Below are 23,307 nucleotides of genomic sequence, written 5' to 3'. Positions count from 1 at the left end.
GATGCCGAAGGTGATTTCCCGCCCGGCGCCGCTGACGGCGTCGGCACTGCTGCAGCTGATGTGGCTGGCCTCGCCGGCGCTGCCGGTCGGCGGCTTCAGCTATTCCGAGGGCCTCGAGGCGGCGGTCGAGTCCGGCCGCATCGACGGCGAGGCCTCGGCCGGCACCTGGCTGGTCGACCAGCTCCGGCTGGCGCAGGCCCGCGCCGACCTGGCCGTCAGCGCCGCGGCGCACCGGGCCTGGGCCCGGGGCGATGCCGCGCGCATCGCCGAGCTCAACGACTGGGTGCGCATGACCCGCGAGACGATGGAGATGCGCCTGCAGACCGAGCAGATGGGCCGCTCGCTGCTCGAGTGGCTGCGCACCCGCGACGCCGGCGCCGAGGCGCCCGACGCACGCATCGCCCAGCTGGCGGCGCTCAGGCCCGCACCGACCTGGCCGGTCGCGTTCGCGCTGGCGGTCGAGCGCAGCGGCGCGCCGCTGCGCGAGGCGCTGCTGGCGCAGGCCTTCGGCTGGGCCGAGAACATGGTGCAGGCGGCGATCAAGGCCGTGCCGCTGGGCCAGAGCGCTGGCCAGCGCATGCTCGCCCGGCTGGTCGAGGCAGCGCCGGAAGCGGTCGATCTCGCGCTGGCCTGCACCGACGGCGAGCGCCAGGCGCATGCGCCGATGCTGGCCATCCTGTCGGCCCGGCACGAGGCGCAGTACTCGCGGCTGTTCCGCTCATGAGCGCGATGCGCGAGCTGATGGCGCGGCCGGCCTATGTCGGCTACTGGCTGGCCCGGGTGCTGACGCAGACGGCCTCGCAGATGCTGATGGTGGCGCTGGGCTGGCAGATGTACGACCTGACCGGCAGCGCCTGGGACCTCGGCCTGGTCGGCCTGGCGCAGTTCGCGCCGGCGCTGCTGCTGACGCTGCCCGCCGGCCATGTCGCCGACCGCCTCCATCGCGGCCGGATCATGCTGGCCGCCACCGCGCTGCAGGCGCTGGCCGCGCTCGCGCTGGCGCTGGGCACGCACGGCGGCTGGATGAACCGGGAGCTGATCCTGGCGGTGTCGGTGCTGCTGGGCGTCGCCAAGGCCTTCCAGATGCCGGCGACCCAGGCGCTGCCGGCGCTGCTGGTGCCGCCGACGCTGCTGGCGCAGGCCGTCGCGCTCGGCTCGAGCGGCATGCAGATGGCCATCATCGGCGGCCCGGCGCTGGGCGGGCTGCTGTACGTTCAGGGCGCCGCCACCGTGCATGCGGCCGGCACGGCGCTGCTGCTGGCGGCCTGCGCCTGCGCCGCGACCGTGCGCTACCAGCGCGTGCCGCCCCCGAAGGAGCCGGCGAGCTGGCGCAGCGTGCTGGCCGGCATCGGCTTCCTGCGCGGCCAGCCGGTGATGCTGGGCGCGATCTCGCTCGACCTGTTCGCGGTGCTGCTGGGCGGCGCGACCGCGCTGCTGCCGATGTTCGCGAAGGACATCCTGCATGTCGGCCCGTGGGGACTGGGGCTGCTGCGCGCGGCGCCGGCCGTCGGCGCGCTGCTGCTGTCGGTCTGGCTGGCGCGCCACCCGCTCGAGCGCCGCGTCGGGCGCACGCTGATCGGCGCGGTCGCGGTCTTCGGCGTGGCGATGCTGGTGTTCGCGCTGTCGGCGTCGTTCTGGCTGTCGCTGATCGCGCTGGCGGTCTCGGGCGCGGCGGACATGGTCAGCGTGGTGATCCGCCAGACGCTGGTGCAGCTGGGCACGCCCGACGAGATGCGCGGCCGGGTCAGCGCGGTCAACTCGGTCTTCATCGGCGCGAGCAACCAGCTCGGCGAGTTCGAGTCGGGCGCCACCGCCGCGCTGCTCGGGCCGGTGGGCTCGGTGCTGCTGGGCGGCGTGGGCGTGCTGCTGGTGGCCGGGCTGTGGACCCGGCTCTTTCCGGCGCTGTGGGCCCGCGACCGGCTGCACGCCGGACCGGCCGGACCGGCATGACGCCAGCCCCGCACCGGCGCGCGAACCCGGCTCAGGACGCGGTCTTCGCGCGCGAGATGTCGGCCGGGTCGGCCTCGTAGTCGGCCGACACGTCCGGGCAGACCAGCTCGGCGCCGCGGTTCCACGGCTTGTCGATGTAGAGCTGCCAGTCGACCGGATTGGCCGCGTAGTTCTCGAGGCCGGTGACATCGCCGCAGGTCTGCGCCGAGACCGACTGGCCGGGACCGACGACGACGACCGAGCCGGCCTTCAGCGTGCACTTGACGACCCACTTCAGGTCGTTCCAGCCATTGCAGATCTCGTAGGCGGCGCGGTACTGCTGCACCGTGCCCTTCGGCGCGTCGTAGGACCACCAGCCGCCCATGCGGTTGGTGTTGCCGCGGGAATCGATCTTGGCCGGGCCGCTCCACATGCGCCAGACCGGGATGTCCTGCACGATGCGGATCACGAAGCCCTCGGACACGCCGCCCTGGCCGGCCGCCTTGACCGCCGAGCCGATCACCGCGCGCTCGTAGCCCGCGTCGCCGGACTGCAGCACCTCGGCGCTGGCGGCGATCTGCGGCTGCAGGCCGTTGCCGTCATCGCCGCCGCCGCAGGCGGCCAGCAGCAGCGCGCAGCCCATCGCCGCGACCCGCAGGCCGCCGGAAAAACCCATTGCCATCTCCATCTCCTCGCTTGAACCGTCGAACCGCTCCCGCGGGGATCAGACCTGCAGCGTCAGCGCCGGCAGGCCCTGGATCTCGAAGCGGCCGGTGCCGCGCGGCGTGGCCAGACCGTAGCTGCGCCCGTCGGGCTCGGGCCAGGCCTCATGGCCATCGAAGCCCAGCCGCGCCGCGCGCTCGAGGGTCAGCCCGTGCGCCGACAGCGTCAGCCCGACCGGCTGCTCGATGCACAGCAGCGCCGGCACCGGCGTGCCGCCGGCATCGCACAGGCCCAGCAGCACCGACTCGCCCTCGCGGCTGACCGACTCCAGCCGCCAGGCGCGGTCGTTCGGCCTGACCACGGCAAAGCCCCAGAAGCGGATCTCTCCGAATTCGGTGCCGAGGGCCTCGCGGAGGCGGTCGGTCAGCAGAGCCAGGGCGTCAGTCATGCAATCGGCAGCGGAAAAGAATCAGGGCAACCGGCAGGATGCAGGAATCCTCACGGGAAAAGCCCCGATTTTTCAACTTGTTCACATCTGCGTCATCCCTTGGAAATGTTTCCAGGTGGAAACAGAGTGCAATCGACCGCACGCCCTCAGCCGCTGACGCTGGTGCGCAGCCGCTCGATGCCGCGGCGCAGCCAGGCCGAGCCGCGCCCGGAAAAGCCGCCGACGGTCGCGGTGCCGACGGTGAACTGGCGGTCGAGCAGCGGCGTGCGGCCGTCGAGCGAGACCGTCATGCCGCCGAAGGGGAAGTGGTCGGGCACGGAACCGCTCAGCGGCGGGCGGTGGCGCATCAGCATCGCCAGCTCGCAGGCGGCCAGATCGTCCTCGGCGACCGAACCGAAGCTGAAGGACAGCGACTCGCCCGGTCCGAGCCGGGTGCGCCAGCGGCCGTGATCGCGGTGCTGCGAGACGCTCTGGTGCACGTTGGCCGACGCGCCGACGTGCAGCAGCTCGAGCATCGTCGTCGTCTTGTCCAGATCGTCGAAGCGCGCCCGGTAGACGCAGAACAGGCCCGGCCGGCGCGGCATCAGGCCGATGTTGAAATCGCTCCAGTATCCGGAAAACCGGATGTTCACATGCGGTACGGCCATGTTGCGCGAACTCCCCCTCGCGATGCGTTCTCTTGACGACAGATGTTCATTTCGGGATGCGGGGGATTCTGGTGCGATACCGGATGGTCCGAGGGGTGGCCGCCCCCCGGGGTCGCGGGATGTCCAGGGGGCGGCGTCGGGATGCTGCAACGCAACACGCCCCCGCAGACCCGCGGGACGGACCTGCGACAATCGCGGCTCCGGCTCAGGCCACATGGCAAACAGCACCGAGGAGTCCTGCGATGCGTCGCGTCGTCTTCAACCAGAAGGGCGGGGTCGGCAAGTCCACCATCGCCTGCAATCTCGCCGCGATCAGCGCCAGCCGCGGGCTGCGCACGCTGCTGCTCGATCTCGATGCGCAGGGCAACAGCACCCGCTACCTGCTCGGCGCCGGAGCGGATGCACCCGGCACCGACCTGGCGGCCTTCTTCGAGCAGACGCTGCGCTTCACGGTGAACCCGAAAGGCGCCGAGGGCTTCGTCGTGCCCACGCCCTTCGAGCATCTGCACCTGATGCCCTCCAGCCCGGCGCTGGAGGAGCTGCAGGGCAAGCTGGAGTCGCGCTACAAGATCTACAAGCTGCGCGACGCGCTCGACGAGCTGGCCGACCGCTATGACCGCATCTGGATCGACACGCCGCCGGCGCTGAACTTCTACACCCGCTCGGCGCTGATCGCCTCGGAGCGCTGCCTGATCCCGTTCGACTGCGACGACTTCTCGCGCCGCGCGCTCTACGCGCTGCTGGAGAACGTGCGCGAGCTGCAGGCCGACCACAACCGCGGCCTGACGGTCGAGGGCATCGTCGTCAACCAGTTCCAGCCGCGCGCGACGCTGCCGCGCAAGATCGTCGGCGAGCTGGTGGCCGAGGGCCTGCCGGTGCTCGAGCCCTACCTGTCGTCGACGGTGCGGGTGAAGGAATCGCACGAGCAGTCGCTGCCGCTGATCCACCTCGACCCGAAGCACCGGCTGACGCAGGAATTCGTCGCGCTGCACGCGCGGCTGGAGCCGGGGCTGGCCGCCGCCGGCTGAGCCGGCACAGACGCCAAGGCGGGCGCCGCCGCCCCGCTCAGTGCGCCTCGTCCCAGTTGCGCCCGACGCCCACCTCGGCCAGCAGCGGCACCTTCAGCGCGGCCACGCCGGCCATGCGCGCAGGCACCTCGGCGCGCACCCAGTCCAGCTCGGCCTCGGGCACCTCCAGCACCAGCTCGTCGTGCACCTGCATGACGATGCGGGTGGCGCGGCCCTGGGTGTCGATCGCGTCCTGCACCGCCAGCATCGCGCGCTTGATCAGGTCGGAGGCGGTGCCCTGCATCGGCGCGTTGATCGCCTGGCGCTCGGCGGCTGCGCGGCGCGGGCCGCTGCCGCCGCGGATGTCGACCAGATGGATGCGCCGGCCGAACAGCGTCTCGACATAGCCGCGCTCGGCCGCCTGCGCGCGCGTCTCGTCCATGAAGCGGCGCACGCCGGGGTAGCGGGCGAAGTAGCGCTCGATGTAGTCGCGCGCAGCCTTCGGCTCGATGCCCAGGCTCTGCGCCAGGCCGAAGGCACCCATGCCGTAGATCAGGCCGAAGTTGATGGTCTTGGCGTAGCGGCGCTGCTCAGGTGTGACCTCGGCCAGCGGCACGCCGAAGACCTCCGCCGCGGTGGCGCGGTGCACGTCCAGGCCCTCGGCGAAGGCGTGCAGCAGCGCCGGATCGTCCGACAGGTGCGCCATGATGCGCAGCTCGATCTGCGAGTAGTCGGCGCTGACCAGCACATGGCCCGGCGGCGCCACGAAGGCCTCGCGCACCCGCCGGCCCTCGGGCGTGCGCACGGGGATGTTCTGCAGATTGGGCTCGTTGCTGGCCAGCCGGCCGGTCACCGCCACCGCCTGCGCGTAATTGGTGTGCACCCGGCCGGTGGCGGGGTTGACCATCTGCGGCAGCTTGTCGGTGTAGGTGCTGCGCAGCTTGGCCAGGCTGCGGTGCTCGAGCAGCACGGCCGGCAGCGGATAGTCGGCGGCCAGTTCCTGCAGCACCTCCTCGTCGGTGCTGGGCGCGCCGCTGGCGGTCTTCTTCTTCACCGGCAGGCCGAGCTTGCCGAACAGGATCTCGCCGAGCTGCTTCGGGCTGCCGAGGTTGAAGGGCTGGCCGGCGATCTCGTGCGCCTTGGCCTCCAGCTCGACCAGGCGCTCGGCCAGCTCGCGGCTCTGCGCCTCCAGCACCTCGGCGTCGATGCACACGCCGTGGCGCTCGATGCGCGCCAGGAGCGCCGACACCGGCATTTCCAGCGTCTCGTAGATCGCACGCAGGCCTTCGGCGCCGGGCTCGACCAGCTGCGGCCACAGCGTGCGGTGCACCTCCAGCGTCATCTCGCTGTCCTCGCCCGAGTAGCGCGTGGCCAGATCGACCGCCACCTGCGAGAACGGGATCTGCTTGACGCCCTTGCCGCACAGGTCCTCGTAGCTCAGGCCGCTGCGGCCGAGGTGGCGCTGCGCCAGGCTCTCGAGCGAGTGCGGCCGGTGCGCCTCGAGCACATAGCTCTGCAGCATCGTGTCGTGCTGCCAGCCGCGCACCGCGATGCCGTGGTTGGCGAAGACATGGGTGTCGTACTTGACGTTCTGGCCGACCTTGGCCGCGCCGGCATCCTCCAGCCACGGCCGCAGCAGGGCCAGCACCTCGTCGAGCGGCAGCTGCGCGGGCGCATCCAGCCCGTCATGCGCCAGCGGGATGTAGGCGGCCTCGCGCGGCTGCACCGCCAGGCTGATGCCGACCACGCGCGCGCGCATCGGGTCGAGCGAATCGGTCTCGGTGTCGAGCGCGACCAGCTCGGCCGCACGCACCTTGTCCAGCCAGACGGCCAGCGCCTCGCGGGTCAGCACCGTCTCGTACTCGGGCGCGGCAGCAGCGGCCTCGGCGGCCGGGGCGTCGGCGGGCGCGTCGTCGAAGGCGAACAGGTCGCCAGTCTCGCCGGCACGCGGGCCCGGGGACGCCGCCGAGGCTGCCGCCTGCGCGGCCGCCTCTGCGGCGATCTCGCGCTCGATCTCGGTGCGCCAGGTGCGGAAGCCGTGGCGCACCAGGAAGTCCAGCAGGCCGGCGCGGTCCACCGGCCGGAGCGCCAGCGCGTCGAGCCCCGGCCAGCCCGCCACCTGCGCCGACAGGTCGCAGTCGGTGCGCACCGTGATCAGCTCGCGCCCGGTGGGCAGCCAGCCCAGCGCCTGGCGCAGGTTCTCGCCGGTCACGCCCTTGATCGTGGCGGCCGCGGCCATCACGCCCTCGAGCGAGCCGTGCTCCTGCAGCCACTTCACGGCCGTCTTCGGTCCGACCTTGGCCACGCCGGGCACGTTGTCGACCGCGTCGCCGATGAGGGTCAGGTAGTCGATGATGCGCTCGGGGCGCACGCCGAACTTGGCCAGCACGCCGGCCTCGTCGAGCGTCTCGTTCGTCATCGTGTTGACCAGCGTGACCTCCGGCGTGACCAGCTGCGCCAGGTCCTTGTCGCCGGTGGAGACGACCACCCGGTGACCGCTGGCCGCGGCCACCCGCGCCAGCGTGCCGATGGCGTCGTCGGCCTCGATGCCGGGCACCTCCAGCACCGGCCAGCCCAGCAGCCGCACCACCTCGTGGATAGGCGCGACCTGCGCGCGCAGGTCGTCGGGCATCGGCGCGCGGTGCGCCTTGTACTCGGGATAGATCTCGTCGCGGAAGGTCGGGCCCTTGGCGTCGAAGACGCAGACCGCGTGCTCGCTCGGAATGTCCTTGGCGATGCGGCGCAGCATCGCCACGAAGCCGTGGATCGCGCCGGTGGGCTCGCCGTCGGGGCCGCGCAGGTCGGCCATGGCGTGGTAGGCGCGGTAGAGATAGCTCGAGCCGTCGATCAGCAGCATCGTCGGGCGGTCGGCGCAGGCGGGGGCATCGTTCATGGCGGAATTGTCGGCGATCGCCCGGCGTGACGTGGCTCACGGACGGCGCCGCCTACAATCCGCGTTTCGCCCGCTCCTCCGCTGCTCGCTGCACTGTTCTCCGATGGCCGTCTTCACCGAAGTCTCCCTCGCCGACGCCCAGGCGCTCGTCGACCGTCTGGGCCTGGGGCCCGTCACCGCGCTGCGCGGCATCGCCTCGGGCATCGAGAACACCAACTACTTCGTGACGACCGAGCGCGGCGAGTGGGTGCTGACGCTGTTCGAGCGCCTGACGCACGAGCAGCTGCCCTTCTACCTGCACCTGATGAAGCACCTGGCCGGGCGCGGCATCCCGGTGCCCGATCCGCAGGCCGACGCCAGCGGCGAGATCCTGCACACCGTCTGCGGCAAGCCCGCGGCGCTGGTGGACCGGCTCTCCGGCGGCCACCAGCTCGCGCCCTCGGTCTGGCACTGCCGCCAGGTCGGCCAGATGCTGGCACGCATGCACTTGGCCGGGCGCGACTACCCGCGCCACCAGCCCAACCTGCGCGGCCTGTCCTGGTGGATCGAGACGGTGCCGGTGGTGGTGCCGCACATGGACGAGAGCGCCCGCCGGCTCATCGAGGACGAGCTGGCCTTCCAGCGCCATCTGGCCGAGACCGCCGGCTACCAGGCGCTGCCGCGCGGCCCGATCCACGCCGACCTGTTCCGCGACAACGTGATGTTCGACGGCCTGCCCGGCCACGAGAAGCTCACCGGCTTCTTCGACTTCTACTTCGCCGGCGTCGACACCTGGCTGTTCGACCTGGCCGTGTGCCTGAACGACTGGTGCATCGACCTGCCCACCGGCCGCCTCGACGAGGACCGCGCCAGCGCGATGGTCGCCGCCTACGACGCCGAATGCCCGCTGAGCGCCGACGAGCTGCGTCTGCTGCCGGCGATGATGCGCGCCGGCGCGCTGCGCTTCTGGACCTCGCGGCTGTGGGACTTCCACCTGCCGCGCGAGGCCTCGATGCTCAAGCCGCACGACCCGACCCACTTCGAGCGGGTGCTGCGCGAGCGCGTGGCCAACCCGTGGCACTGGGTGCGCGGCTGAACGCCGCACCGGAGCCGCGACGATGAAGCTGCGCCAGACCACGCCGCGCGACGGCCTGCGCTGGATGCTCGCCGGCGTGAGCCGGCTGCGCGCTGCGCCGATGGCGCTGACCGGCCTGTTCGCCGCGGCGATGTTCACGCTGTCGCTGCTGCTGGGCCTGCCCGGGCTGGGCGGGCTGCTGGTGGCGGCGCTGATGCCGGCGCTGACCGCCGGCTGGCACGAGGTCGGCCGGGCGATGCAGTCCGGCGAGATGCCGCGGCTGACGCAGCTGCTGGTGCCGCTGCGCGGCCCGGCCCGGCCGACGCTGCTCGGCCTGGGCCTGCTGCACGCCTTCGGCGCCTGGATGCTGCTGGCGCTGGGCGACCTGCTCGACCCCGGCATGGCCGAGGCCTGGGAAGCCTTCCACGACAGCGAGGCGGCCAGCGACGCGATGCTGGCGACGGTGGCGACGCTGCAGCAGGGCATGGTGCTGCGCGCGGCGCTGCTGATCCCGCTGGTGCTGCTGTTCTGGCATGCCCCGGTGGTGGCCACCCGCACCCAGGCCGGCCTGGCCAAGTCGCTGTTCGTCAGCGCCACCGCCACGCTGCGCCACCTCGGCGCGATGGTGGTCTACGGCCTGTGCTGGATCGGCGCGGACCTGCTGCTGTCGGCGGTGCTGGCCGCGCTGGTGACGCTGCTCGGCCTGGGCCCGGCCGGCATGGTGCTGGTGATGCCCGCGGCACTGATGTTCTCGGCCGCCTTCTACGCCTCGCTGCAGGCCAGCATCGACGGCTGCATCGATTTCGAGGATTGAACCTCAGCCCTCGCGCACGTCCGCCACCGGCTGCGCGCCGAAGTCCGGCCGCTCCAGCCAGGCCAGCACCTTGGCGGCGGCCGCGTCGGCGCTGTCGAGCAGGCCGGCCGACTGCAGATGCACGAAGCGGCCGTGGTCGGGGAAGCCGGCCGGGTCGGCGCCGCGCAGCTGCACCTGCATGTCGGTGTCGATCACGCCCGGCGCCAGCGAGACGATGCGCGCCGGGTGTGCGCCGGCGGCCTCCTCCAGCGCGACCGCGCGGCTGAAGTGGTCCATGCCGGCCTTGGCGGCGCAGTAGGCGGCGCTGCCGGCCATCGCGCGCCGGCCCAGGCCGGACGAGAGGTTGAGCACCCGCACCTCGCCACCAGCACGCGCCGCCCAGCCGGCGGTCGCGCCCAGCAGCGCGGCCGTCAGCAGCATCGGCGCCTCCAGGCCGACGCGCAGCGCGGCCGACAGCGCTGCAGCCGTGTCCTCGCCGAGCGGGCCGATGCGCGGGATCACGCCGGCATTGTTGATCAGCGTGACGCGGCGCCAGCGCACCGGCGGCTGCGCGGCCAGCCAGGCCGACAGCCGCGCGGCCGCCGCTGGCGGGTCGGACAGATCCAGCGGCCAGGCCTCGCAGCGGCCGTCGGCCGGCGTCGGCGACACGGCGCCGCGCGCGATGGCGATCAGGTGCAGCGCCGGATCGGGATCGGCGAGCAGCCGGCGCAGCATCGCCGCACCGAGCCCGCGCGAGGCGCCGGTCAGGATGACGAGGTGCCCGGCCTCGCAGGCCGGGGCGGACGGGGTCGGAAGCGGTTCGCGGGCAGTCATGCGCCGGCATTGTCCGCGCGAGCGCTGCCGCCGTTAAGCATCGCCTGCCTAGAATCCTCGACACGTCCGACCTCGCCTGTCACCGACCGCCGCCATGACGCCGACCTCACGCTCCCCTTCCCCTCCTGCCTGCGCGCATGACGCGCTGGCGACGCGGCTGCGCCGCAACCGGCTCGAGCGGCGCGACCTGCTGTGGCTGCTCGGTGCCGGCACGGTCGCGGCCGCGCTGCCCGGCTGCGCGGCGCTGCCGGCCGGCGGCGCGGGCGAGGCGCAGGAGCGCCAGACCGACACGCAGCAGGCCGCCTGGCAGTTCTCGCAGGACCTCGGCGCGGTGCAGGACGACGCGGTCAGCGACTACATCGCCCAGGTCGGGCTCGCGCTGATGGCGCGCATGCCGCGCCAGGACCTGGCCTACAGCGGCCGCGTGCTCAACGCCCACCACGACAACGCCTACACCTTTCCCGGCGGCGCCACCGGGGTGACGCGCGGCCTGCTGGTCGACCTGCAGGACGAGGCGGAGCTGGCGGCGCTGCTCGGTCACGAGCTCGGCCACGTCAATGCCCGCCACGCCGGCCCGTCGCCGGGCCAGACGCCGATGGCCCGGGCCGCCGCGACCTCGCTGAACGCGGCGGCGCAGAACGCCGCCGGCTCGCCGCCCCTCGGCCCGGGCACGCAGATCGGCGCCAGCGCGCTGCTGCCGGGCTACTCGCGCGAGCAGGAACGCCTGGCCGATGCGCTCGGCCAGGCCGGCATGGCCGCGGCGGGCTATCCGGCCTCCGGCATGGTGCAGCTGCAGCAGCGGCTGGTGGCGCGCCACCGCGAGCGTCCCGGGCTGCTCGAGACGATGTTCGTGTCGCATCCGATGAGCGAGGAGCGCCTGGAGCGCAGCCGCGAGCGGGCCGAGACGCTGCATGCGGCCACGCTGAAGGCCCCGGCCCGGCGCGAGCGCTTCATGGACTCGATCGCCAGCCTGCGCCGCATCGCCCCGGCGATCCAGGCCTGCAGGAACGGCGAGCTGGCGATGAGCCGCCGCGCCCACGCCGAGGCCGGCGAGCAGTTCGCGCTGGCGCTGAAGACCGCGCCGCGCGACTACGCCGCGCACCTGCGCATGGCGCAGTGCCTGCAGGCGCAGGAGCGCCCGCGCGAGGCGCTGGCCGTGGCCGAGACGGCCCGCGCGATCTGTCCGCAGGAGGCGCAGGCGCACCGGCTGGCGGCCGCGCTGCACCTGGGCCTGCGCGAGCCCGGTGCCGCGCTCGACGCGCTGGAGCAGCACGACCGGGTGCTGCCGGGCGATCCGGGCGTGCTGTTCATGAAGGCCGTCGCGCTCGACGGCATGGGCCAGGGCCGGCGCGCGGCCGAGCACTACGCGCGCTGTCTGCAGGTCAGCCGCCAGGGCGAGGCCGCACGCTTCTCCGCGGCGCGGCTGCAGTCGATGGGGTACACGCTGTGAGCGCGCGCGGCAACGGGCGGATGATCGCGGGCCTGCTGACGGGCACGCTGCTGTTCCTGGTGATCGCGCTGACCGGACCGGCGCTGTGGCAGATGCTGCACCCGGGCCCGGTCGGCGACGGCGCGGCCACCGTGGCCACGCGCGACCTGCCCTGGCAGATCGAGACGCTCGAGGACGGCGGCACGCGGGTCTTCGGGGTGCGTCCGGGCCAGGACACGATCGCGAGCATCGCCTCGACCTGGCCGGCCGAGACCGCCGACATGAAGGTCGCGCTGGTGCGCGATCCGCAGGGGCGGCTGACGCTGGAGGCCTATCTGGAGAACGTGCGCGCCGGCTTCGTGCAGGGCCGCGTCGTGCTGACCGGCCAGGCGGACGACGCGACGCTGCGGCGCTGGGAATCGCGCGCCAGCGCACGCGAGCCCCAGCCCAGCGGCAGCTACCGGCTGACGCTGCGGGCCGAGGACGAGGCGCAGGCCCGCGGCGCGACGCTCGTCGCGCTGGCCTTCCTGCCGGCGGCGCGCATCGACGAGGCCGCCGCGACCGAGCGCTTCGGCGCGCCGGCCGAGCGCATCGCCGGCCCGGACGGCATGGTGAACCTGCTCTACCCGGCCCGGGGCCTGTCGATCTCGCTCGATCCGCAGGGGCGCGGCAAGCCGGTGCTGCAGTACGTCGCGCCGCGCGACTTCGCCACGCGCCTGCGCGCGCCGCTGCTGCAGGCGCCCCGTCCGGGCGCCTGAGTCGGCGAGAATCGGCGCTCCATCCACCCCACTTCCGCGCCATGTCACTGTTCGATTCGTTCTCCGGCCCGTCGTCCTCGCCGGCCGGCTCCGGCTCGACCTCCGCGATGGATGTCGTCGACTACGAGATCAAGGGCTCCGAGATGCAGTTCGTCGAGGTCGAGCTCGACCCCGGCGAGGCGGCCATCGGCGAGGCCGGCAGCCTGATGTTCATGGAGGGCGGCATCCAGATGGACACCGTCTTCGGCGACGGCGGCAGGCAGCAGGGCGGCGGCTTCATGAGCAAGCTGCTCGGCGCGGGCAAGCGCCTGATCACCGGCGAGTCGCTGTTCACCACCGTCTACACCAACGGCGCCGCGCGCAAGCAGCGCGTCGCCTTCGCCGCGCCCTACCCCGGCAAGATCATCCCGATGGACCTGCGCCAGCTCGGCGGTACGCTGATCTGCCAGAAGGACGCCTTCCTGTGCGCGGCGCGCGGCGTCTCGCTGGGCATCTTCTTCCAGCAGAAGCTGTCGGTGGGCTTCTTCGGCGGCGAGGGCTTCATCATGCAGAAGCTCGACGGCGACGGCCTGGCCTTCGTGCACGCCGGCGGCACCGTGGTGCGCCGCGAGCTCCAGCCCGGCGAGACGCTGCTGATCGACACCGGCTGCGTCGTCGCGTTCACGCCGAACGTGAACTTCGAGATCCAGTACGTCGGCAAGATCAAGACGGCCCTCTTCGGCGGCGAGGGCCTGTTCTTCGCGAAGATGACCGGGCCGGGCACGGTGTGGCTGCAGAGCCTGCCGTTCTCGCGCCTGGCGAGCCGGGTGTTCGCCGCGGCGCCGCAGATGGGCGGCAGCCGCGAGGAAGGCTCGATGCTGGGCGGTCTGGCCGGTGGCACGCTGCTCGGCGGCCTGCTCGGCGGCGGCGACGACGACTGACCGTCGCCGTCCGGCCTTCAGCGCACCACCAGCACCGGCACGGTGCTGTGGGTCAGCACCTTCTGGGTCTCGCTGCCCAGCAGCAGCGCGGCCACGCCGCGGCGGCCGTGCGAGGCCATGACGATCAGGTCGGCGCCCTGGTCCTTGCCGAAGTCGATGATCGCCTCCCAGGGATGGGCGGCCTCGACGGTGGCGGCATGGCATTCGACGCCGGCGGCCGCGCAGGTCGCCTTGACCTGGTCGATGTGCTTGACGGCGATGCGCTCCTGCGCGTCGAAGAACTCCTGCGGCGGGATCGGCTGCATCTCGGTGATCGCGCTGTACGGGAAGGGTTCCTTGACCGCCAGCGTCACCAGCTTCGCGCCGAAGGCCTTGGCCATCGCCACCGCGGTCTCGATCGCCTTGGCGGTGATCTCCGAGCCGTCGGTCGGCACCAGAATGCTCTTGTACATGATCGGAACTCCTGCAGACGCAAAAAAGGGATGGACCGATCATGCGCCGCGCCGCCGGGCGCGGCTTGAGCAACGTCAAGAACCACGCCGACTGCAAGGACGGCGTCAGCCTCGGGCCACCGGCCGCGCCGGATCGCGGCACCACTCGCTCCACGAGCCCGCGTAGAGCGCGCCGCCGGGCAGGCCGGCCACCGCCATCGCCAGCAGGTTGTGGCAGGCGGTCACGCCCGAGCCGCACTGGTGCACCACCGCACGCGCACCGGCCAGGCCCTGGAAGGCCGCGCGCAGCGCCTCGGGCGGCAGGAAGCGGCCGTCCGGCCCGAGGTTGGCGCTGAAGGGACGGTTCAGCGCGCCGGGAATGTGGCCGGCCACCGGATCGAGCGGCTCGACATCGCCGCGGTAGCGCTCGGGCGCGCGCGCATCCAGCAGCGCGACGCGGCCCAGCTGCGCCGCCAGCGCGTCGGCGGTCAGGCGCAGGCCCGCCGGCTCGGGCTCGAGCGGCCAGGCGGGCGCGGCCGCGGGGGGGGCGACCTCGCCAGGCTCCAGCGCGCCGCCGGCCGCGCGCCATGCGGCCAGGCCGCCGTCGAGCACCCGCACGTCGCGCGCGCCGATCCAGCGCAGCATCCACCAGGCGCGCGCGGCGAACATGCCGCCCTGCGCGTCGACCAGCACCACCGGCGTGTCCGGCGTCAGGCCGAGCCGTGCGGCGGTGGCGGCGAAGACTTCGCGCGTCGGCAGCGGATGGCGCCCGCCGCACAGCGCGGGCACGCCGTCCTTGGCGCTCAGGTCGCGGTCCAGGTGCAGGTAGTGCGCGCCGGGCAGATGGCCCTCGCGCCAGGCGGCCTCGCCGGCCTCCGGCCGGGCCAGGTCGAAGCGCACGTCGAACACGCGCACCGTGCCCAGCGCGGCCTTCAGCGCCTCGGCGGAGATCAGCGGGGAGGAGGAGTCGGGGGAAGTCGTCATGGTGTGGAGCGGCAGGTCAGGACTCGAGATCGGGCGGCAGCGTATCGGACGCATTCTGGCGCGGCGCGGCCCCGGCATGGCGCAGACGGGTCGCGGCGATGCCCGCGCCGATCACCATCACCATGCCCAGCAGCGCCAGCGGATGCACCGGATCGTCGAACAGCAGCACGCCCCAGGCGAAGGAGAAGGCGATGCCCAGGTACTGCAGGCTGGCATTGACCAGCGGCCGGCCGATGGAGAAGGCGCGCGTCATCGCCAGCTGCGCGGCGGTGGCGAACACGCCCACCGCCAGCACCAGCAGCAGGCCGCGCAGGTCGTGGCCGCCGCTGGCGCCGCCCTGCAGCAGCGTCAGCACCAGACCGGCGAGCGTGCCGGCGCAGGAGAAATAGAAGACCACCCGCGTCTCGGGCTCGCCGGCACGGCCCAGCGCGGTGATCTGCAGATAGGCCAGCGCCGAGAGCATGCCCGAGAACAGGCCCACGACGCCGAACCAGAGCTGGTCGCGGTCGATGCTCGGGCGCAGGATCGCCGCCACGCCGACGAAGCCGGCCAGCACGGTCGCCACCAGCCGCGCGTCCACCCGCGCGCCGCCCAGCAGCACCGAGCCGCCGATCAGGAACATCGCCATCCAGATCGGCGACATGTAGTTGAGCGTCATCGCGGTGGCCAGCGGCAGGCCGCCGATCGCGTAGAACCACAGGCACAGCGCCGACACGCCGACGATGCTGCGCCACAGGTGCATGCCCGGCACGGCGGTGCGCAGCGACTCGCCGCGCACGCGCACCAGCACCGCCATCACCACCGCGCCGACCAGGCCGCGGTACATCACGATCTCGCCGGTGCCGAACTGCGTGCTGGCGAGCTTGACGCACACGCCCATCAGCGAAAAGAGAAGGGAGGCCAGGACCATCAGCAGCGGGGCGTTCATGCCCGGCATGCTAACGGCCCGGGCCTCCCCGGGTCGGCGACGCGCGGCGGCCGTCAGGGGCCGCCGGCGGCGATCAGTGCGCGAACATCAGTCCTTGAAGTCCATGACGCGGCGATACCACTCGTGGAAGTGCTGCATGCCGTCCTCCATCGGGCTCTGGTAGGGGCCGACCTCGTTGTCGCCGCGCTCCATCAGCGCGCGGCGGCCGGCGTCCATGCGCTCGGCGATCTCGTCGTCCTCGATGCAGGTCTCCATGTAGGCGGCCTGCTGGGCCTCGATGTACTCGGGCTCGAAGGCGATGATCTCCTCGGGGTAGTAGAACTCCACCGTGTTGAGCGTCTTCTGCGGGCCCAGCGGGAACACCGTCGACACCGTCATCACGTTCGGATACCACTCGATCATGATGTGCGGGTAGTAGGTCAGCCAGACCGCGCCGTGCTTCGGCGCGACGCCGTCCTGGTAGCGCATGACCTGCTCGTGCCAGCGCTCGTAGACCTTGGAGCCGGGCTTGCCCAGCGCCTGGCCGATGCCCGGCGCGGTGCCCACCGTCTGCACCGAGTACTCGCGGCCCATCTCCCAGCGCAGGTCGTCGCAGGTGACGAAGTTGCCCAGGCCGGGATGGAAGGGCACGACGTGGTAGTCCTCCAGATAGACCTCGATGAAGGTCTTCCAGTTGTAGTTGCACTCGTGCTGGATGACGTTGTGGAACTGGTAGCCCTCGAAGTCGAGGACGTCCTTCGGGCCCAGGTCCGCCAGATCGGCGGCGACGTCGCGGCCGTTGTCCTCGAAGATCAGGCCGTTCCAGGTGCGCACCGGATAGTTGCGCAGGTTCAGGCACGGATCGTCGCTGAAGTGCGGCGCGCCGATCAGCTTGCCGGCCAGGTCGTAGGTCCAGCGGTGGAGCGGGCAGACGACGTTGCTGCCGGTGTTGCCGCGCCCCTTGAGCATGACGGCCTGGCGGTGCCGGCAGACGTTGGAGACCAGCTCGACGCCCTTGTCGGTGCGGATCAGCGCACGGCCCTCCCGTTCCTGCGCAAGCGCATGGAAGTCACCCCGCGCCGGGACCATCAGCTCGTGCCCGACATAGCGGGGACCGGCATCGAAGATGAGTTTCATCTCCCGCTCGTGGAGCACCGGGTCGAAATAGCTGGTCACCGGAAGTTGGGTGCGGCTGCGAAGGAGAGCTTGCTGTGTGCTCAGGTCGGACATGATCCCCAGGATCTCCAAAAATCCATGTCGAACCACCACCCCCTTGGAACGGTCCCAGGCCACTGGGCGCTTGCCGTATGGAAGGCACGAAATCGCAGCGGATGCTGCAGGACCGGGGTGGGCGGGTCTGCCCAGGGCGAACCGCGCATTGTAGCCGAGCCCGCCGTTGCGGGTCGACGGGGTGCAGCTCGAAGGTGTCGCGCGGGCAGGATGTTGATCGGGAACAACATCGGCGGAAATTTCATTTCCGCTGAGTCGGCCGACCGGACGCCGGGGCATCTTCGCGGCAATGCACCATGACGGGGGTGCGCGCGCCCTACAATCGAGGCCTTTCCCCAGACGCCATGCCCAAGAGCGCCCCCGAACCCTCCTCCAACGAGCCCGAAAGCTACGAAAGCGCGCTGGCCGAACTCGAACGGCTGGTGCAGTCGATGGAGTCCGCCCAGCTCCCGCTCGACCAGCTGCTCGACGGCTACCGCCGCGGCGCCGAGCTGCTCGGTTTCTGTCGCACCCGGCTCGACGCGGTGGAGACCCAGGTGCGGATGCTCGACGAAGGGCAGCTCAAACCCTGGAGCGATCCCTCATGAAGCGCCCTGCCTTCGATGACTGGGTGGCTGCGCAGCTGTCGGCGGTCGAGACCGCGCTGAGCACCCATGTCCGCGCAGATGCCCCGGCCAGCCTCGGACTGGCGATGCGCTACGGCGTGCTCGACGGCGGCAAGCGCCTGCGCCCGCTGCTCGTGCTGGCCGCGGCCGAAGCCGTCGGCGGCCACGCCGAGGCGGCGATGCGCGCGGCCTGCGCGGTCGAGCTGATCCACGCCTACTCGCTGATCCACGACGACATGCCGTGCATGGACAACGACGTGCTGCGCCGCGGCAAGCCGACGGTCCATGTCGAGTTCGGCGAGGCCCAGGCCATGCTGGCCGGCGACGCGATGCAGGCGCTGGCCTTCGAGGTGCTGACTCCGCCTGACGAGCACGGCCGCGAGGTGGTGCCCCCGGCGCTGCAGGCGCGGCTGTGCAGCCTGCTGGCACGCGCCTCCGGCGTCGAGGGCATGGCCGGCGGCCAGGCGATCGACCTGGCCAGCGTCGGCCGTCCGCTCGCCGAGCCGCAGCTGCAGGACATGCACCGGCGCAAGACCGGCGCGCTGCTGCAGGCCAGCGTGATGATGGGCGCGGCCTGCGGCGAGCTCTCGCCCGCGGCGGCGAAGGCGCTGTCGGACTACGGCTGGGCGATCGGCCTGGCCTTCCAGGTGGTCGACGACATCCTCGACTGCACCCAGGACTCCGAGGTGCTGGGCAAGACCGCCGGCAAGGACGCCGACCAGAACAAGCCGACCTATGTCTCGCTGCTCGGCCTCGACGGCGCACGCGAACGCGCCGCGACGCTGCACGCGCGGGCCCGCGCCGCGCTCGAGGCCAGCGGCCTGGCCGACACCTCGACGCTGGCGGTGCTGGCCGACCGCGTCATCGACCGCGTCTCCTGAGCGCACGACGGACACCCCGCGATGAACCTGCCCACTCCGCTGCTCGACCGCATCCAGTCTCCCGCCGACGTGCGCCACCTCTCCCGGCTCGAGCTCAAGCAGCTCGCCACCGAGGTGCGCGACTACCTGCTGCGCAACGTGGCCCGCACCGGCGGCCACCTGTCGTCCAACCTCGGCACCGTCGAGCTGACGATCGCGCTGCACCATGTCTTCGACACGCCGGACGACCGCCTGGTCTGGGACGTCGGCCACCAGACCTATCCGCACAAGATCCTGACCGGCCGCAAGGAGCGCTTCCCGACGCTGCGCCAGGCCGGCGGCCTGTCGGGCTTCCCCAAGCGCGACGAGAGCGAGTACGACACCTTCGGCACCGCGCACTCCTCGACCTCGATCTCGGCGGCGCTGGGCATGGCGCTGGGCGCGCAGCTCAAGGGCGAGAGCCGCCACTGCGTGGCCATCATCGGCGACGGCGCGATGACCGCCGGCATGGCCTTCGAGGCGCTGAACAACGGCGGCATGCCGCACGCCGGCCGCGTACCCAACCTGCTGGTGGTGCTCAACGACAACGACATGTCGATCAGCCCGCCGGTGGGCGCGCTGAACAAGTACCTCGCGCGCCTGATGAGCGGGCGCTTCTACACGGCCGCGCGCGAGAGCGCCAAGCAGGTGCTGAGGAACGCGCCGCCGCTGCTGGAGCTGGCGCGCCGCTTCGAGGAGCACGCCAAGGGCATGGTCGTGCCCGGCACGATCTTCGAGGAGTTCGGCTTCAACTACGTCGGCCCGATCGACGGCCACGACCTCGACGCGCTGATCCCGACGCTGGAGAACCTGCGCGACAAGAAGGGCGCGCAGTTCCTGCACGTCGTCACCAAGAAGGGCTACGGCTACCGCCTCGCCGAGGCCGACCCGATCGCCTACCACGGCCCGGGCAAGTTCGACCCGGCCGTCGGCCTGGTCAAGCCGGCCGTCGCCCCGAAGCCCACCTTCACGCAGGTCTTCGGCCAGTGGCTGTGCGACATGGCCGCCGCCGACATGAAGCTCGTCGGCATCACGCCGGCGATGCGCGAGGGCTCGGGCATGGTCGAGTTCCACCGCCGCTTTCCCGACCGCTACCACGATGTCGGCATCGCCGAGCAGCACGCGGTCACCTTCGCCGGCGGCCTGGCCTGCGAGGGCCTGAAGCCGGTGGTGGCGATCTACTCGACCTTCCTGCAGCGCGCCTACGACCAGCTGATCCACGACGTGGCGCTGCAGGACCTCGACGTGGTCTTCGCGCTGGACCGCGCCGGCCTGGTCGGCGCCGACGGCCCGACGCACGCCGGCGCCTACGACATCGCCTTCGTGCGCTGCATCCCGAAGATGGCGATGCTGACGCCCTCCGACGAGGCCGAGCTGCGCCGCGCGCTGACCACCGCCTACCGCCACGGCGGCCCGGTGGCGGTGCGCTACCCGCGCGGCAGCGGCGTCGGTGCCGAGGCCGGCCGCGAGTTCGACGAGATCGAGTGGGGCAAGGGCGTGGTGCGCCGCGAGTCGACGCTGCCCGCGGGCCGCCGCCGCGTGGCCATTCTCGCCTTCGGCACGCTGCTGCACCCCGCGCTGGCCGCGGCCGAGAAGCTCGACGCGACGGTGGCCGACATGCGCTTCGTCAAGCCGCTCGACGGCGCGCTCGTCGAGCAGCTCGCCCGCAGCCACGACGCGCTGGTGACGATCGAGGAAGGCTGCACGATGGGCGGCGCCGGCTCCGCCGTCACCGAGCACCTCAACGCCGTCGGCCTGACCGTGCCGGTGCTGCAGCTCGGCCTGCCCGACCGCTTCGTCGACCACGGCGATCCGGCGGCGCTGCTGGCGCAGTGCGGCCTGGACGCCGCCGGCATCGAGGCCTCGATCACCGAGCGCTTCCTGGCGCCCGCGGCCCAGGCGCACCTGCGCCCGGTGGCCAACGGCTGAGGCTCGTCCGTCATCAGAACTGATGACGAAGTTTTTCCGACTTGAGCAGATTTTCATGATTCGGGAGGCACACTGACCGGGTTCATCCATGACATCCGTCACAAAGACAGGAGGCTCACATGACCCGTCACGCCCCGAATCCGATGCGCCCTCTGGCCCTGCTGCTGGCCGGCGCCGGTCTCGCCCTGAACGCCGGCGCCGCGCGCGTCGGTGACGTCGTCTCGATGGATGCGCCGGCCGTGGCCGCGCAGTCGTCGGGCACCTGGTCGGCGGCCGACTATGCGTCGGCCCGCTCGGTCACCCCCACGGTCGGCTTCCTGCCGGCCCAGGCCTTCGACTACAACGCGGCGGTCTCGACCGCAGCCACCACGCCGGTCGTCTCCAGCTCGCCGGCGCTGCCGCCGACGCTCGGCGCACGCGGCCTGCAGCAGATCCTGCCCTTCACCTCGTCGGTCGACACGAGCGGCGGCATCACGCCGTCGGCCGTCGGCACCGGCGCGATCCAGTTCACCTCCTCGCGCGTGGCCGCGACCGCCGGGGAAGAAGCCGCCTGGCCGCGCAGCGCCGCCGGCAAGCTCTACTTCAAGATCGGCACCGGCAGCTACATGTGCACCGCCTCGCTGATCAAGCCGGGCATCGTGCTGACGGCCGGCCACTGCGTGCACAGCGGCAACGGCCTGGCCTCGGGCTGGTACAACAGCTTCCAGTACATCCCGTCCTTCCGCAGCGGCTCGGCGCCGTTCGGCACCTGGTCGAGCTGGGCGAACGTCTACACGACGACAAACTGGTTCAGCGGCGGCGGCGGCGTGCCCAACACCCGCGACTGGGCGCTGATCGTCCTGAACCGCAACGCCAGCCTGAAGCGGGTCGGCGACTACACCGGCACGCTGGGCGTCCAGTACCCGGCGATGATCGGCAAGCATGCGACCGTGATCGGCTATCCCGGCAACCTCGACTCCGGCGGGGTGATGCACCGGGTCGACAGCATGGTCAACAACTACGGCTCGCTGAACAACGGCATCTGGGGATCGGACATGCAGGGCGGCTCCAGCGGCGGCCCGGTCGTTCTCAACTACCGCGTCAACTACGCCGACAGCTCGTCCCTGCCGCAGGACAACAGCGCCAACATGGCCGTCTCGGTCGTCTCGTGGGGCTACACGAATGCCGCGGTCAAGGTCCAGGGCGGCTCGCAGTTCGACAGCACGCTCGGGTCGATGCTGACGTCCGCCTGCACCGCCTATCCCTGGGCCTGCTGAACCGGCCCGGCCAGATCAGGAAACGGGCCGGGACATCCGGTCGGCCAGCGCCTGCGGCGGCGCCGGCAGATCGGGTATCCTTGGCGCCCTCGCATGCCCCGCTTGCACCGACCGCCCGGTTGTGATACTGCTTGGGGTATCGAATGCCATAACCGGTTCCGAGCCCCGCGCCGAGATCCGGTGACGGACCGGACGGGGCCTGGGGCGCCGCGCGGTCCGATCCGCTCTGATCTGCCCCAGCCCCCTGACCTGCCGCCATGAAAGCCTTCAACGAAGAGACCGTGCTCTCGGTGCATCACTGGACCGACCGCCTGTTCAGCTTCACCACCACCCGCGACACCGCGTTCCGGTTCTCCAACGGTCACTTCGTGATGATCGGCCTGCCGGTCGATGGCAAGCCGCTGCTGCGCGCCTACTCGATCGCCAGCCCGAACTGGGAAGAGACGCTGCACTTCTTCTCGATCAAGGTGCCGGACGGCCCGCTGACCTCGCGTCTGCAGCACCTGCAGCCGGGCGACAAGATCCTGGTCGGCCGCAAGCCGACCGGCACGCTGCTGCTCGACTACCTGAACCCCGGCAAGCACCTCTACCTGTTCGGCACCGGCACGGGCCTGGCTCCGTGGCTGTCGATCATCCAGGATCCGGAAACCTACGAGCGCTTCGAGAAGGTCATCCTGGTCCACGGCTGCCGCGAGGTCGCCGAGCTGGCCTACCAGGACCTGTTCAAGAGCCTGCCCCAGCACGAGTTCCTCGGCGAGATCATCGGCGACAAGCTGATCTACTGCCCGACCGTGACCCGCGAGCCCTTCGAGCGCCAGGGCCGCATCACCGACCTGATCAACGACGGCCGCCTGTGGACCGACTTCGGTCTGCCGGCGCTGAACCCGACGGACGACCGCGTGATGATCTGCGGCAGCCCGGCCATGCTGCGCGACCTGAAGAAGATGCTGGAAGAACGCGGCTTCGCCGAGGGCAACACCACCAAGCCGGGCGACTTCGTCATCGAGCGCGCCTTCGCCGAGCAGTGATCCCACGCACCCCACGCCGCATCAGGCTCGCCTGAAACGAAAAAAGCGCGACCCGGTGTCGCGCTTTTTTTCGTCATGCCGGACCAGGGTGTCCACAATCCCTGTGGATAACCCTGGGGATGACCCGCCCATCGGCCCTACAAGCCCTTGATCTGAAAGGCATTCTTCTGGAATGCCCGATATTTCAGCAGCATGGCGGCCTGGCCGCCCGGAACGGGTCCCCGTCAGGGAAGGATCACTTCGCGGCGGCGACCATGAAGTCGATCGCGGCGCTGATCTGCTCGTCGCTCAGCTTCGGGTTGCCGCCCTTGGCCGGCATGGCGTTCTTGCCATTGAGCGCCGACTTCAGCAGCGCGTCCTTGCCGGTCTTGATGCGCGGCTCCCAGGCGGCCTTGTCACCGAACTTCGGCGCGTTGGCCAGGCCGGCGGCGTGGCACATCGCGCAGTTCTGGTTGTAGACCTCCTTGCCGTCGGCATTGGCATGGGCCAGGCCGGCGGTCATCGTCAGGGCAGCAGCCAGCACGGGCAGGGCAAAGAACTTCATGGAGTCTCCTCGGTACGGGGCGTTGATCAGAGAGCGGACGGGACCGGTCGGCAAGCCGTCCGCGCCGCGGCCTCAACAGCAAGCCGCGTGCCGTGATTCAACGCGACCGCCACCGCCGT

The 23,307-nt window shown here is 71.7% G+C and carries 23 protein-coding genes; 13 read left to right on the top strand and 10 right to left on the bottom strand.

The features are described from left to right. The first annotated feature begins 1 nt into the window (after position 1). Both HNQ01_RS07805 and HNQ01_RS07800 read left to right on the top strand, forming a co-directional pair. A complete protein-coding gene (locus HNQ01_RS07805; protein WP_173804799.1) occupies positions 2-724 on the top strand; it encodes an urease accessory protein UreF in 723 nt (240 codons plus the stop codon). Then, positions 721-1,950, top strand: coding sequence for an MFS transporter (locus HNQ01_RS07800; protein ID WP_173804798.1), 1,230 nt, complete (start codon positions 721-723; stop codon positions 1,948-1,950). The genes HNQ01_RS07805 and HNQ01_RS07800 overlap by 4 nt, the downstream gene beginning before the upstream one ends. Before the next feature lie 31 nt (positions 1,951-1,981). Here HNQ01_RS07800 and HNQ01_RS07795 read toward each other — a convergent pair whose 3' ends face one another. The 3 genes from HNQ01_RS07795 to HNQ01_RS07785 form a co-directional block, all read right to left on the bottom strand. After that, positions 1,982-2,611, bottom strand: coding sequence for a hypothetical protein (locus HNQ01_RS07795; RefSeq protein ID WP_173804797.1), 630 nt, complete (start codon positions 2,609-2,611; stop codon positions 1,982-1,984). Positions 2,612-2,653: 42 nt separating this feature from the next. After that, entirely contained in the window at positions 2,654-3,040 is a 387-nt protein-coding gene (locus tag HNQ01_RS07790; RefSeq protein ID WP_173804796.1) for a hypothetical protein, read from the bottom strand. 146 nt (positions 3,041-3,186) lie between these two features. Next, a complete protein-coding gene (locus HNQ01_RS07785) occupies positions 3,187-3,687 on the bottom strand; it encodes a hypothetical protein (RefSeq protein WP_173804795.1) in 501 nt (166 codons plus the stop codon). Between the two features lie 242 nt (positions 3,688-3,929). Here HNQ01_RS07785 and HNQ01_RS07780 point away from each other — a divergent pair, with 242 nt between their 5' ends. Continuing rightward, positions 3,930-4,715, top strand: a complete 786-nt coding sequence (locus tag HNQ01_RS07780; protein WP_173804794.1) for a ParA family protein — start codon at positions 3,930-3,932, stop codon at positions 4,713-4,715. A gap of 37 nt (positions 4,716-4,752) precedes the next feature. Here HNQ01_RS07780 and polA read toward each other — a convergent pair whose 3' ends face one another. Then, the gene (gene polA / locus HNQ01_RS07775) at positions 4,753-7,587 is read right to left on the bottom strand and encodes a DNA polymerase I (protein WP_173804793.1); all 2,835 of its coding nucleotides are present in this window, start codon (positions 7,585-7,587) and stop codon (positions 4,753-4,755) included. Positions 7,588-7,690: 103 nt separating this feature from the next. Here polA and HNQ01_RS07770 point away from each other — a divergent pair, with 103 nt between their 5' ends. Together HNQ01_RS07770 and HNQ01_RS07765 are read left to right on the top strand one after the other, a co-directional pair. Then, complete coding sequence (locus HNQ01_RS07770) at positions 7,691-8,662, top strand: homoserine kinase (RefSeq protein ID WP_173804792.1); 972 nt, start codon at positions 7,691-7,693, stop codon at positions 8,660-8,662. A gap of 22 nt (positions 8,663-8,684) precedes the next feature. Continuing rightward, on the top strand, positions 8,685-9,455 hold the full coding sequence (locus tag HNQ01_RS07765; RefSeq protein WP_173804791.1) for a BPSS1780 family membrane protein: 771 nt from the start codon (positions 8,685-8,687) through the stop codon (positions 9,453-9,455). Positions 9,456-9,458: 3 nt separating this feature from the next. Here HNQ01_RS07765 and HNQ01_RS07760 read toward each other — a convergent pair whose 3' ends face one another. After that, positions 9,459-10,268, bottom strand: coding sequence for an SDR family NAD(P)-dependent oxidoreductase (locus tag HNQ01_RS07760; RefSeq protein ID WP_173804790.1), 810 nt, complete (start codon positions 10,266-10,268; stop codon positions 9,459-9,461). 94 nt (positions 10,269-10,362) lie between these two features. Between HNQ01_RS07760 and HNQ01_RS07755 the strand changes: the two genes are divergently transcribed. The 3 genes from HNQ01_RS07755 (at position 10,363) to HNQ01_RS07745 (ending at position 13,375) form a co-directional block, all read left to right on the top strand. Next, positions 10,363-11,718: a M48 family metalloprotease gene (locus HNQ01_RS07755; protein ID WP_173804789.1), complete on the top strand. Its 1,356-nt coding sequence runs from the start codon at positions 10,363-10,365 to the stop codon at positions 11,716-11,718. A 20-nt stretch (positions 11,719-11,738) separates the two neighbouring features. Next, entirely contained in the window at positions 11,739-12,455 is a 717-nt protein-coding gene (locus HNQ01_RS07750; protein WP_173804788.1) for a hypothetical protein, read from the top strand. Positions 12,456-12,562: 107 nt separating this feature from the next. Next, positions 12,563-13,375: a TIGR00266 family protein gene (locus tag HNQ01_RS07745; RefSeq protein ID WP_173804878.1), complete on the top strand. Its 813-nt coding sequence runs from the start codon at positions 12,563-12,565 to the stop codon at positions 13,373-13,375. Positions 13,376-13,392: 17 nt separating this feature from the next. Here the strand turns inward: HNQ01_RS07745 and HNQ01_RS07740 are convergent, their stop codons facing one another. The 4 genes from HNQ01_RS07740 to HNQ01_RS07725 form a co-directional block, all read right to left on the bottom strand. Next, the gene (locus HNQ01_RS07740) at positions 13,393-13,827 is read right to left on the bottom strand and encodes a universal stress protein (RefSeq protein WP_173804787.1); all 435 of its coding nucleotides are present in this window, start codon (positions 13,825-13,827) and stop codon (positions 13,393-13,395) included. 105 nt (positions 13,828-13,932) lie between these two features. Further along, on the bottom strand, positions 13,933-14,790 hold the full coding sequence (locus tag HNQ01_RS07735) for a sulfurtransferase (RefSeq protein ID WP_173804786.1): 858 nt from the start codon (positions 14,788-14,790) through the stop codon (positions 13,933-13,935). A gap of 16 nt (positions 14,791-14,806) precedes the next feature. Further along, a complete protein-coding gene (locus HNQ01_RS07730) occupies positions 14,807-15,718 on the bottom strand; it encodes a DMT family transporter (protein WP_173804785.1) in 912 nt (303 codons plus the stop codon). Positions 15,719-15,805: 87 nt separating this feature from the next. Then, positions 15,806-16,927, bottom strand: a complete 1,122-nt coding sequence (locus HNQ01_RS07725) for an aromatic ring-hydroxylating oxygenase subunit alpha (RefSeq protein ID WP_173804784.1) — start codon at positions 16,925-16,927, stop codon at positions 15,806-15,808. A 344-nt stretch (positions 16,928-17,271) separates the two neighbouring features. Here HNQ01_RS07725 and xseB point away from each other — a divergent pair, with 344 nt between their 5' ends. The 5 genes from xseB to HNQ01_RS07700 all read left to right on the top strand — a co-directional run bounded on the left by xseB (position 17,272) and on the right by HNQ01_RS07700 (position 22,644). Continuing rightward, entirely contained in the window at positions 17,272-17,514 is a 243-nt protein-coding gene (gene xseB, locus HNQ01_RS07720; protein ID WP_173804783.1) for an exodeoxyribonuclease VII small subunit, read from the top strand. Further along, positions 17,511-18,413 carry a polyprenyl synthetase family protein gene (locus HNQ01_RS07715; protein WP_173804782.1) on the top strand — a complete coding sequence of 301 codons (903 nt, stop codon included), beginning with the start codon at positions 17,511-17,513 and terminating at the stop codon, positions 18,411-18,413. The genes xseB and HNQ01_RS07715 overlap by 4 nt, the downstream gene beginning before the upstream one ends. A 21-nt stretch (positions 18,414-18,434) precedes the next feature. Beyond that, entirely contained in the window at positions 18,435-20,360 is a 1,926-nt protein-coding gene (dxs, locus tag HNQ01_RS07710) for a 1-deoxy-D-xylulose-5-phosphate synthase (protein WP_173804781.1), read from the top strand. Positions 20,361-20,479: 119 nt separating this feature from the next. Next, positions 20,480-21,616 carry a trypsin-like serine peptidase gene (locus HNQ01_RS07705; protein ID WP_173804780.1) on the top strand — a complete coding sequence of 379 codons (1,137 nt, stop codon included), beginning with the start codon at positions 20,480-20,482 and terminating at the stop codon, positions 21,614-21,616. 257 nt (positions 21,617-21,873) lie between these two features. Beyond that, a complete protein-coding gene (locus HNQ01_RS07700; protein ID WP_173804779.1) occupies positions 21,874-22,644 on the top strand; it encodes a ferredoxin--NADP reductase in 771 nt (256 codons plus the stop codon). Between the two features lie 235 nt (positions 22,645-22,879). Here the strand turns inward: HNQ01_RS07700 and HNQ01_RS07695 are convergent, their stop codons facing one another. Next, positions 22,880-23,188, bottom strand: a complete 309-nt coding sequence (locus HNQ01_RS07695) for a c-type cytochrome (RefSeq protein WP_173804778.1) — start codon at positions 23,186-23,188, stop codon at positions 22,880-22,882. Positions 23,189-23,307: the final 119 nt, after the last annotated feature.

Source organism: Sphaerotilus uruguayifluvii (genome assembly GCF_013294065.1).
GTDB classification, from domain to species: domain Bacteria; phylum Pseudomonadota; class Gammaproteobacteria; order Burkholderiales; family Burkholderiaceae_C; genus Sphaerotilus; species Sphaerotilus uruguayifluvii.
Note: the sequence above shows the minus strand (reverse complement) of the source record. Positions and strands in the feature narration are given on the sequence as shown.